This is a genomic window from Bacteroides sp. CAG:189, from assembly GCF_000432295.1.
GTDB classification, from domain to species: Bacteria; Bacteroidota; Bacteroidia; order Bacteroidales; family Bacteroidaceae; genus Bacteroides; species Bacteroides salyersiae.
Window position 1 is genome coordinate 26,932 of sequence record NZ_HF991012.1, and the last position, 11,718, is coordinate 38,649.

The 11,718-nt window shown below is 44.1% G+C and carries 6 protein-coding genes; 2 read left to right on the plus strand and 4 right to left on the minus strand.

The annotated features are described in order from the left end of the window. The coding region (locus QVP90_RS03395) for a ligand-binding sensor domain-containing protein (protein WP_288203916.1) at window positions 1-686 on the minus strand (686 nt) is incomplete at its 3' end. 238 nt (window positions 687-924) lie between these two features. On the opposite strand from QVP90_RS03395, the gene QVP90_RS03400 reads away from it, so the two are divergent. After that, window positions 925-1,863 carry an AraC family transcriptional regulator gene (locus QVP90_RS03400; protein WP_021935652.1) on the plus strand — a complete coding sequence of 313 codons (939 nt, stop codon included), beginning with the start codon at window positions 925-927 and terminating at the stop codon, window positions 1,861-1,863. Window positions 1,864-2,257: 394 nt separating this feature from the next. On the opposite strand, the gene QVP90_RS03405 is transcribed toward QVP90_RS03400, so the two are convergent. The 3 genes from QVP90_RS03405 to QVP90_RS03415 all read right to left on the minus strand — a co-directional run bounded on the left by QVP90_RS03405 (window position 2,258) and on the right by QVP90_RS03415 (window position 8,996). After that, complete coding sequence (locus QVP90_RS03405; RefSeq protein WP_021935653.1) at window positions 2,258-3,976, minus strand: FG-GAP-like repeat-containing protein; 1,719 nt, start codon at window positions 3,974-3,976, stop codon at window positions 2,258-2,260. Window positions 3,977-3,988: 12 nt separating this feature from the next. Further along, complete coding sequence (locus tag QVP90_RS03410) at window positions 3,989-5,764, minus strand: glycoside hydrolase family 43 protein (protein ID WP_007479902.1); 1,776 nt, start codon at window positions 5,762-5,764, stop codon at window positions 3,989-3,991. A gap of 292 nt (window positions 5,765-6,056) precedes the next feature. Then, complete coding sequence (locus QVP90_RS03415; protein WP_005928766.1) at window positions 6,057-8,996, minus strand: glycoside hydrolase family 2; 2,940 nt, start codon at window positions 8,994-8,996, stop codon at window positions 6,057-6,059. Window positions 8,997-9,372: 376 nt separating this feature from the next. Between QVP90_RS03415 and QVP90_RS03420 the strand changes: the two genes are divergently transcribed. Then, window positions 9,373-11,640, plus strand: coding sequence for a glycoside hydrolase family 97 protein (locus QVP90_RS03420; protein WP_021935654.1), 2,268 nt, complete (start codon window positions 9,373-9,375; stop codon window positions 11,638-11,640). Window positions 11,641-11,718: the final 78 nt, after the last annotated feature.

Genomic DNA, 11,718 nt, shown 5'->3' on the forward strand with positions numbered 1-11,718 from the left:
TCCTTATAAGACAGCATCGTATAAACTCCTTTTCCCTGAACCATTCCGGTTTCTTTCAATACCCGCACAAATTCGTCTTTCTTCCTGTCATACCGGCAAATGCCCTGTTCGATACAACCGGCCCAGATCGTTCCCTGTTCATCTACCGTCAGTGACAACGGCCCCCCCTTTCCAAATACCGTATCCTCCGATATCGAATAGAGTCGATAGGCTTTTGTCTGTATATTCACTTTCAGTATACCACGGGAAGGTAAGACGACCCACATATTCCCCTCCTTATCGGCAACAATATTTGAGACCCAATTATATAAAAAGTCCGCACTCTGGTCGGGATTCAACCAACGTTCCAAATACGTAAAAGTTTCCAAAGCCGGATCATAGACAAAAACTCCGTCGTCCGTGCCTATCCACAAAAGCCGGTTAGCGTCTTCACACAAAGCAGCAATGTTATTATTCCGTCTGTTCGCCACCGGATCATAACAATCCAGCACCTTAAACTCGCATCCGTCATAACGATTCAGTTTGTTACGGGTTCCGATCCACATATAACCGTAGCTATCCTGCAATATGGCTTTCACTTCACTATGCGACAACCCGTCTTCATTATTCAAACGCGTAAAATGTACCTGCCCGAACAACGATATACATAGATTAATAAAGATGATAAAACACAGAGTTATTCTCATGATTATATAATATATAAATGCAAAAATAACCATAAAGTATCAAAAAACGCCTTTTCAGACCAATATAAAGTCTCACAATATAAAATTTTGATATCAAAATATAAAATATTCACTCAAAAGCCGGGTAATCCCCGTCAAAATTAAAATTTGATACTTTTTCATTTTTATCGAATATCCATTGCGAAACCACTCTCCTATATTTGCATCATGAACAATAACCTTTAATTATTTTAATGCTATGCTGAAGATCAAAGAAGGATTTAAAGGCGAACGACTGATCAGTCTTCCCTTATTTGCTATCGAGAAGTTCAAAAAGGATGAATTAGGCAAAGAGTTATACCTTACTAATATAGGTTATTTTCCAAATGCCGAATATCATTATTGCCGGAGAGAAGCAGCTAATTCTGCCGACTATATTCTTATCTATTGCGTAAAAGGCGAAGGCTGGCTCGAATATAACGGAAAAAAATTAAAAGTTGCAGAAGATCAGTTCTTTATCATTCCACAAGGCATGTCCCATGCTTACGGAAGTAGCAAAGGGAAGCCGTGGTTTATCTACTGGATACACTTCAACGGTAAAAAAGCCGGGTATTTCAGTAAAGGTTTCGATATCCCTCAAGATATGCCGTATAACTCACAATCGAGATTCAAAAACAAAATAGATCTGTTTGAGGAAATATTCAGTACCCTGCAATCAGAAAGCAGTACCGAACAAATGTCTTATGCCACCAGCGTATTTTTCCATTTCTTAGGCATTATAAAGTGTTCTAATTCGGGAAAGAAAGAATCGGAAGCCATCAAAGAGAGTAGCATTATCGATACTTCCTTAAAATTCATGCGGGAGAATCTGCACAAGCATCTTTCTTTAAGAAATATGGCAGAGCACGTGAATCTTTCCGTCTCTTACTTCTCCAGAATATTTATTGCCCAGATCGGCACTTCACCATCCAAGTATCTGGCACAGCTCCGTATGGAGAAAGCCTGCCATTATTTAGAAGAAACGGAGATGAAAGTGAATCAAATCAGTCCGTTGGTCGGATTCGATGATCCTCTTTATTTCTCAAGGCTATTTACCAATTATCTGAAATTATCTCCTACCCAATATAGAGAAAATAGAAACAGAACTCTATTTTTCAGAACAACAACACAGACAGCACATCATACAATGGCCATATAAATACTTTAAATACTGGATTACAAGTTTTTTTGCCATATCCATGTAATCCAGTGTTCAAAGTAGTATCCTCTTCGCCCACTCACTCCTTTTTACATTTCAGGACTAACTTATATACGTGACTTCCAGAAGCTTTTATTAAAAAACAAGCATAAATATCCTTATTACCAATACATAACAAGTAATTCCATAGCCATATATGCTCCGCCATCATTTTTCTATAAAACCGGGATATCAAAACATCCGGATGTTGTCACACAAAACATGGGGATGTTCTTATATGCAACATGGGGATGTTGTGCATGAAAACATCCCCATGTTTTTACACCTAAAGTCTATCAAGAAGCGAATAATAAACTATATTACCATTACTTAATCAGTATATTTCTCGGAGTAGTCAATACATGCACTTTAGCGGTGCGTCTTCTCCACTTACCGAAACAACGTACACTCCTTTTTCCGACAAAGGGATAACCGTATTGGAAAAGCCCGTATTAACCGTTCTGCCATCCATGGCATAAACCACCACCTTGTGGTTATCCACTCCCCGGATCACTACTCCGGAATCTACAGTAACGACTCTGAAATGATCGGACGCCGCAACTTGCCGGATACCCGTTGCCGAGAAACCGGCCGTCGCAAACTTACTACCGGCATATGACTGGTCCAACGTCTGAACCCCTACCGTATATTTACCTTCACCGAACACACGCATCCGATAAGAGTTGAGAGCGGAAGAAAGAGAAGTCTGCAAATCAGTACCGACTTTCAGCTTACCGGTTTCAATATCTACCGGGATCATGGTGTACAGTTCACCGGTAGTCTCGTTACGAACATAAATATTATAGCGCAGGGCCGCTTCGGGGGTCTCTTTATCGGAACCGGGTAACCAGGTGATCAGGAGTTCATCCCCCTCCATCGTAGCCGTAACCTTGGCGGGAGGCTCGGGAAAAGTATTTCCAGGAAGCCCGTTTTTCTGAGGATTGTTCTCATAAACCCGCAACGGTGAAGAATAATAAGAGTCGGGAGCTTTATCGTAAGTTCCTACATAACCGCCGACTATCAAGTCCATATTGCCGTCGCCATTCACATCACCCATATTAATACCCCCGTCCTGATTGACCGGAACCACCGGATAAGATTTATCCATCACAAACTTTCCTTCCGGAGTCTGATAATAGATACGGTTTCTATATCCGGAACCGTCACTGGGTTCCCCGTTTATCACCATATCCATCCGGCCGTCACCATTAAAGTCGGCAACCAACGGATTGGCCCTACTGACTCCCAAAAGGTTGCTTTCTTTTTCCGAAACATACCGATAGGTACATTTACCGTCCTTATCAACCGTGTTGTAGAACAAAGAAGCAAGACAAACCCAATTATCGCCATTCCCGGTACTGATAATATCCAATGTTCCGTCACCGTTAATATCTGCCAACGTGGATTGTCCTTGAAAAGCGCCGTAAATATTTGCCGGAGTCTCGTCTGCAAATGAGCCGTCACGCTTGTTGATATAGGTTTTAATTCCGGTAGACGCCCGGTCACTATATCCGGAAAATTCAATATCGAGCCAACCGTCGTTATTCAGATCGCCAAACATAACCGAACCATTGGTAGCCCCCTCAAACACTTGTTGCTCCTGATGGATAAAGGTACCGCTCCCACGGTCATTCAGATACAAGTCCACACGCCTCCCCTCGTGATAGTTCATCACAACAACGTCCGTATATCCGTCGTGATTATAATCGCCTACGGAGATCGGATTGTAAAAACCTTCATCTTTGTATGGGAAGAATCCCGGATTGGCAACTTTCTCAAAACGATAATCATTCTCTTCTCCCAAGTTCCGATACAAGGCCACAATCTTAACATCACCGCTTACATTCCAATCTCCTCCCTGCCCCATAATCAGCAAATCGAGATTCCCGTCATTGTTAAAATCAAAAAACACTGCATTGGTATACGTACTTATCGGCAGATAGGATTCCTTTTCAAGTGTAAAAGTTCCATCACTATTACGCCGTACAAGAATAGCCAATTCATCCCAGACGTGGGCAATCCCCCCGATACAGGGCAATGCCATAAGCAGACAGGCAATCAATCTCTTTTTCATAAGTCCCTCCTTTTATTCTTCTGCCGCCAACCCGCCGGGGCCGTCAAATTTATACTCAAATGAATCAAACCAGGCACTTCCGCCATCCGCTTTCGTATTATAGGAGTAAAGGCCTACGCGGGAACCCTTCCAGTCGCGGGAACCTTCCCGAAACGAATCGCCGCAGTCCAGATAATTCTGTCCGTCCAAACTGTAGGAAAATTGATGATTATTCGTCAAGGCGTCGATCACTAATTTCACATAAACTATCCGGTCATCCGCTCTCTCTATTGTTTTAATCAATTTTACCTGCCCTTCATTCTCATAATAGACAACCGGCTGCAACACTCCGCCGTCCATTTGCATCAAGATACCTGCACCACAGAATTTATCACCGATACATTCCAGACCGGCCCGTTGTCCTTCTGTCATATCCGAATAATCCATCCGAATGACGGCTTCTCCTTTGTATCCCATCGTTTTCTGTGTAAACTGATTACGGGATTCGCGCACGTTTTCTGCCTTTAACGCTTTAATTTCCAGCCATCCGGGACGGGATGTCAAAGACCAGTTTTCGTTTGCCGGATTGTGGTTGAACTGCCATTGCAAAGCTAACTTATCCGATGTGAAGTCGTCACTCGATTGCGGGGCATGAGGGGTTACATTACATTTTATAGAAGGCTTCTTGCAGACTTTCATCGGCTCGCCTACTCCATTCTTGTCATAATCCATACCGATAACCGGGAAACCGTCTTCCCATACCACCGGCTGCAAATGTACGACACGCCCCTGAGGATCGGCCGACTGGAAATGATAGAACCACCATTCTCCTTCGGGAGTATCTACCAAAGCACCTTGATGCGGACCATTTACTTTGGTCACTCCCATCTCCAGCACACGCTTCGATTCATAAGGACCGTAAATATCTTTAGAACGCATCACCGTCTGCCAACCGGAACCGACGCCGCCTTCGGGAATGCTGATGTAATAGTAACCATCCTTTTTAAAAAGTTTCGTGCCTTCGGCCACCGGACCTTCATATACTTTCTGACCATCGTCAAGAAGCCGTGTGCCGTCCGCACTCATTTTATGAATATAAATAGGGCCACCACCCAACTGGCTACGCCCGACATAAGCTTGCCCATCCTCATCCCAGAACGGACAAGGATCTTCCCAACCACCGGCACTCTTCACACAATGCAACGGAGACCAGGGGCCGGCCGGATTTGTGGCGGTAGACATAAACAAACCGTCATTCGGCATACAGACGAACATCCAGAATTTCCCGTCATGATAGCGCAAAGCAGGCGCCCAGCTACCGTCGCCATAACGTTTCATTTCCGAAAAGCCGGGATAGTCAATACGATCGTATATCTGACCGATAATGGTCCAGTTAACCATATCTTCGGATTCGAGAACCGGTATTCCCATAAAATGGAACTCAGAACAGATCATATAATATTTATTTCCCACCCGGATAACATCCGGATCGGAATAGTCGCCATTCAGGATGGGGTTGGCAAATGTCCCGTCACCCAAATCTCCCCAACGGGAATCGGTGTACCAACCACTCGAACCGCCTAAATCCTGGCCGCCACTGAACAATCCCATATATCCGCTATTGGTATATGCGCCCAATACCGGACGCGCCCGGTGCTCGCCGGGGAAAAACTCCTGTACGGATTCATCATCTGTTCCCACCCTTTCAAAAGCAGTCATTTGCTGGGCAACGCCACTTGTAAAAGGTAAGCAGGCAAACGCAACCGACAAAAGGGAAATACTTTTCTTTAAAGAGAAAATGTGCTTCATAATTTTTAATTTAAAACTTGGTTAATAGTCAAAGACCTGTTGCAAATGTAGTATTATCGACTCTCGGATCGAGTTTTAAATGTATCGATAAATATAATCAATGTAGATATCTTGGTGTGTTTAAATATATTCCGGGCCGATCTTCTACATTTGTACTATAAAATGAGAGTATTGATCTATCTTCGAGAAAAAAATTGGGATTTGCAGTTAGACGGTTATGATATGCGATTGGAGTTATTTCAATCGTACAACATCATAAACCGTCTAATCGCAAATCCCGAACAGTTATATGTTAGTTGTTATAAGGGGTCACCACCAGTTTATAAGAACCGCCGTCCAATAACTTTTCGTCGAACGTAATGGTAACATTCTTCCTCTCACCCGCCATAAGGGTAAAATAGTTGTCATTCATGATAGCCGGCAAAATGCGCTCACCATCCGAGGTGCGGTATGCCTGCACATGCACGGCAAAGGCAACACCTTTGGCAGAAGCGGGGTTGGTGATGGAAGCCTGGATTTCCGCCTTTCCATCTTTTTTCACCATTTTGGAAGAAACCTTCAAATCCGCTTTCGGCAAAGTGTTCAAAGCCGTAAAGTTCAAACGGTCGTTACCACGCCAATAGTTATTTTCCGAAACTACATTTCCGGCTTTATCTTTCAAGGTCAGGCGGATAAAATGAACATCGCTCAATCCTTCACTGGGCTGCGTTCCACTCAAGACATCGAAACTCCACAAGGAATAACCGAACCACCAGCCGAGTTCGATACCGAACATACGTACATAACGGGCATCCACTTCGGGGAAGGTAATTTCGTCTACACCACCGCGTCCTTCATCCGTCTTATAGACTTCCTTCCAGTTTTCCGCATCGTTCGATACCTGTATCTTATAAGCTTTTCCGAACGAAGCCTCCCAATCTAAACGAACACCACCGACAGGCTGCACACTACCAAGATCTACATAGATCCACTCATTATCCGCTTTGGCTGCTGCCCAACGGGTGTCCTTCTTACCGTCCGTAGCATCCGAAGGTTGCCCGTAAGTGACACTCGACGCATAAGTCGGTTTTCCTAAAGACAGATTTTTGCGTTCTTTATTAAAATCGATGGTAAAACACTGTACGGTAGTGTTACTGGGCGAATTGACCGTAGCCGATTTCGTGTAAGCCGCTACCGGTTTACCATCCAGATTGTATACTTTAACCTCGGCAGTCAACCCTTCCAGATCACGTGCCGTCGTGTTGGCAATCTTTACACCATCCGTCACCGGATTCCAAAGAATATGTACCGGTTCGCAAGCCGACTTCGCCCCCCAATAGGCACCTGTCAGATCATAATAATAATCATATGTCTGCCAGACCATTGAAGGATATGCCGACTGCCCCATCCAGGTCATGATGCCCGACGCATCTTCCCACATACGATCCAGCCAGCCTTCATACATTGCTTTGTTCGACTCGATATTGATAAGCTGCGCTTTACGGCAATAATCTTCAATGCCTTCAGGCTTACCGAAACCTTTTGCGATAGAAGCGTCATAACGTTCGGGAGCCGCATTGAAAGCATTCTGCCCGAAATAGTGCTTATTCCACATATCATCACGCGGCCACCAGTTTTCTTCCGGCATAAACTTTTTAAAGCTCTCAAAAGTAGTCATTACAGCAGTACCTATTTCCGTACGGAATCCCCAGCCGCGTGCCGGATCGCCTTCCAATCCGTCAGGATATTTAGAGAAGTAGAAACGAGGTTCGAAAGCCCCCCACGGACCACTACCGGTCAACCCTTGTGCATGGGAATTTGCCTGAAAATAACGGTCGCCCCCATCAAACGTTTTGATGTTCTCGGCCATCCAGCCTTCCAACGGCGGTTGCGGATTGGATTCATTATCCCCGCACCACACTGCCACACTCGGATGATTGCGTATGCGTTTGATCTTCTCCATCATGTTATTATTGAACACGTTAAGATCGTAAGGCAAATTCGGATTGGAATTAATCCAGAAATCATCCCACACCATAATTCCATATTTGTCACAAGCTTCATAAAATTCCTCATCGGTCACAGAGCCCAGCCAATTACGTATCATATTAAAGTTCATCTCTTTATGCAAACGAACCTTTGTATCATATTCGGCACCACGGCAACGAAGCATGTATTCCGACATCCCCCAATTGGCCCCTTTTACAAATACGGGAACCCCATTGATATAAATGTGGAAAGTGTTATTCTCCTTATCATAAGTATATTTCTTTATACCGAAAGTAACATCTTTCGTTTCGGAAACTTTGTCATCCACCTTTACTTCGAAAGTACAAGTATACAGATTCGGCTCTCCGTATCCGTTCGGCCACCACAACCGGGGACTGTCGAGCATCAATTGCGGATAATAACGTTTGTCAAAGCTGACGGTAGAAGTCGTATTGGCAGATAAATCGATCTCTTTGCTAAAAGTAATATTACCCGGCTTGATCATACCCGTCACTACGACCTTAACCGATTTATTCTCATTATTCTTCACTTCCAATTGTGCAGATATATCCGCCCGCGCACGAGTGGGTAAATCAGTACGTATCCACGGATCAATCAAGGTCACACCTCCCGTATTGCTCAAAAATACTTTATCGGTAATACCCATATTCAATCCCGGGACATATGGCATCCAGTCCCAGCCACCACTGGAAAGATAGGTAGGACTACCGCAGTTGGCCAACGGAGTTTGCGGCATATGCACCAGCACAGCCAATACATTTTCACCGGTTTTATCCACCATATCGGTTACATTAAAACGTCCCCGGTGCATAAAGCCATCCAGAATACCCAAATTGTGTCCGTTCAGATAAATTTCCGCCTTACGGTTCACCCCGTTAAAATTGAGCCAGATCAGTTCTTTATCAAAATCGGCAGGAATCCTGAACTCGGTACGGTACCAGAAACTGCGATCGTATTTGGCACGATCTACATTATGGATATTATCACCGAAGTTAGGGTCTTTTTCCAGTCCGGCATTTACATAAGCCGTAAAAGCAGTCCCCGGAACTACAGCATCTACCCATGAAGATGCATTGTATCCCTTATTACACAAAGTGTTTGCGTCTTCTTTCACTTCGGCCTGCGGTTTCAACTTCCAGGCAACAACCGGTTCGCCGCTATGCAGAAAAACCTGTGCAGCCTGTGCAGAAAAACTAAAAGCGGATGCCAGCAGTAAAAGGCCGGCCCCCAATGTGTTACTCATCTTTCTTTTTATTTCCATTTTATCGTATTTATAATATATAACTTATACTTACCTTACCATCGAACCACTTACCTATCTACAACCCTATTAATTAACTACTTATCCACCTACCTGCTTACTACTTGCTACCTAATACCTGACTACTTACCTCCCCCTGACCTATCCGATTGCAAAATAAGCTGATTGACAGGAAAAAAAGAATAGATAATCTTACCACGAATATGGATAATCTTACTTTTCATGATAACGCTTTCTGTAAAGGTAAAATTATCCATATTCAGAATAGAATTATCCATTCCACATGTGACAACTATGCCGTTCCTTTGTAGCAGCCAATAAAAGAGACAGATAGAACTTGTTAATAACCATACGGAATATGAAAAAACATCTTATTTTAATCATCGTCTTATGCTTTGCAGCAACCTTGCAGCTAAAAGCACAAAAAGAGTATACAGTCAGTTCGCCTAACGGAACGCTGGAACTTAAAATTATAACAGAAGATACTCTCTCTTACCAAATATTTTCCGGCGGAGAGGCGATCTCTGAAATCTCTCCCATTGCAATGGTGGTAGAGAGGAACGGCCGCCAACTGGTTTTAGGAGAAAATCCGGTAGTGGAGAAGTGTACCCGGAATTTTATCAGTCAGAAAATCCCGATGCATCTGGGCGAAAATGACGAAATAGACGACACCTACAACGAAATGATACTCGATTTAGGCTCTCTTTACTCCTTGCACTGCCGGGCGTATAACGAAGGAGTAGCCTACCGGATGGAAAGTAAAATCAGTGGAAGTATCACCGTTCGTACCGAAATAGCAGAATTCAATTTTAAAGACAATCCGCAAGTCTGGATTGCCTATGACGAAGACAAACGTACCATGAGCCAGTGGGAACTCCCCTATAAACGTGAGTTAAGTGTGAAGTCGATCAAAACAGGAGACTACGGCATTAATCCCTGCTTTTTCAGAAATAATAAGAAAGCAATCGGAATCACGGTTATCGAGTCCGATTTGGAAAATTACCCGGGTATGTACTTATTAAAAAAAGAGGCCGGAAATAAATTAGTAGGCAAATGGGCCGAATATCCCAAAAAGATCAAGAACGAAAATAAATACGACTCTCAGGCTGTATTAGAGCGTTACGACTACATTGCCGTGACACCGGGAAAACGCACTTACCCGTGGCGTGGATTTATCATCAGCCATGATGATTCGGAACTTATGAACAATGACTTGGTTTACAAATTAGCAAAGCCACAGGTAGAAGGAGACTTTTCCTGGATATCGGGAGGCAGAACCGCTTTCGAATGGTTGCACGACGGCGAGCTTGAAGGTGATTTAGGCTTTATCTATGGTCCGTTCGGCGACGGACGTCCTCATACGCTCGAATTCTATAAGTATTATGTCGACTTTGCAGCAGAAATGGGATTTGAATGGATGACCTGTGATGCCGGCTGGGGGGAAGAGTACATCAAAGAGCTGTGTACATATGCCCGGAGCAAGAACATTAAAATTATGGTGTGGAGCTATTTCAATTTCCTGCTTGTTGACGAACCGATGCTTGCCCGTTTCAAAGAATGGGGGGTATCCGGTGTGAAAGCCGACTTCATGTCCAGAGACGATCAGATTGCAGCCGGCTGGATACCGACTATGGCAGAACGTTGTGCAAAGAACCAGTTGATGCTGTTGCTGCACGGCTGTCCCAAACCGGTGGCATGGCACCGTACCTACCCGAATATCATCAGTTATGAGGCAGTGACAGGTGAAGAAAGTAACAAATGGAACGATAATTGTAACCCGGTATACCACACGGTGATCCCTTTCCTGCGCATGCTTGGAGGAGCAATGGATATGACCCCCGGCTCTCTGCGCAACAAAACCCGGAAAGGATGGACCTGGAAAGGTACCGGCGCCCCTTGGAGCTTGGGTACACGCGCACACCAGATGGCTCAGTATGTAGTATATCATCAGACATTGGGATTCGTGAGCGATGCACCGACGGAATACCGGAAATTCCCGGAGATAATGGAGTTCTTAAAGCACGTACCTACCGTCTGGAATGAGACAAAACCCCTGCAAGGGAAAATCGGCGAATATGCAGTCATGGCACGCAGGGCAGGAAACGAATGGTATATAGGCGGATTAAGCAACTGGACAGAACGCAGTCTCAACGTTGGTTTTTCATTCCTTGATCCTAATACACGTTATAAAGCCTACATTATTGAAGATATACCGGAAAAGAACAACGACACATCGAGCCGTACCGGAGATGCGACAGCATGCAAATGTTATACGGCCGATGTTACCAGTCAGACTCAAATGAGTTTTCAAGTAGCAGAAGGAGGCGGTTTCGTGATACGTATTTATCCGGATCCCGATGACACCGGAATGAAAGGCACGGAAATAACGGAGAAAGTAAAAATATGGTATGAGCAGAAGAATGAAAGTATCTACGTACAACTTCCGGAACGGGAGCTTACTGCCGACATTCGTCTTTACGATATTGCAGGGCGTCCGTTTTATCCGAACTATGCAGCCAATAATAATCCGCTTTGCATCCCGGTACCCTATTTATCCAAAGGATATTACTGTATAAAATGTACCACCCCCGATATCAGCCAAAGTACACTTATTTATAAAAACTAATCATTTCAACCGGAATCATTCATATGCAGTAGTAAGCTGGGCAGTAGTAAGCTGATCAGTAGTAAGCTGATCAGTAGT